Origin of the sequence: Nitratireductor sp. GZWM139, from assembly GCF_030068685.1 — a bacterium.
Classification (GTDB): domain Bacteria; phylum Pseudomonadota; class Alphaproteobacteria; order Rhizobiales; family Rhizobiaceae; genus Nitratireductor; species Nitratireductor aquimarinus.
Map to the genome: position 1 here is coordinate 1,737 of NZ_JAMQML010000047.1, position 358 is coordinate 2,094.

At 62.0% G+C, this 358-nt stretch carries 1 protein-coding gene; it reads left to right on the top strand.

Going from position 1 to position 358, the window contains the following annotated elements:
- Nucleotides 1-358: tryptophan synthase subunit alpha (gene trpA, locus NDI72_RS22155; protein ID WP_283801785.1), on the top strand; the 358-nt coding region annotated here is incomplete at both ends.

The following is a 358-nucleotide window of genomic DNA, read 5'->3' on the forward strand; positions in this document are numbered from 1 at the left end:
TACATCTATGGTGTGGACCGCTTCCTCTCCGATGCGAAGGAAGCGGGCATTGACGGTCTGATCATCGTCGACCTGCCGCCGGAGATGGATCAGGAGCTTTGCGTTCCGGCCATCAAAGCGGGGCTGAACTTCATTCGTCTTGCCACGCCGACGACCGACGAAGAGCGCCTGCCGAAGGTGCTGGAGAACACGTCGGGCTTCGTCTATTACGTGTCGATGACGGGTGTGACGGGTTCGGCCCTGCCGGACACGAACAATGTTTCGGCTGCGGTTTCGCGCATCAAGGAACACACGGACCTGCCGATCTGCGTCGGGTTCGGGGTGAAGACGGCGCGCCAGGCGCGGGCGATTGGCGAGG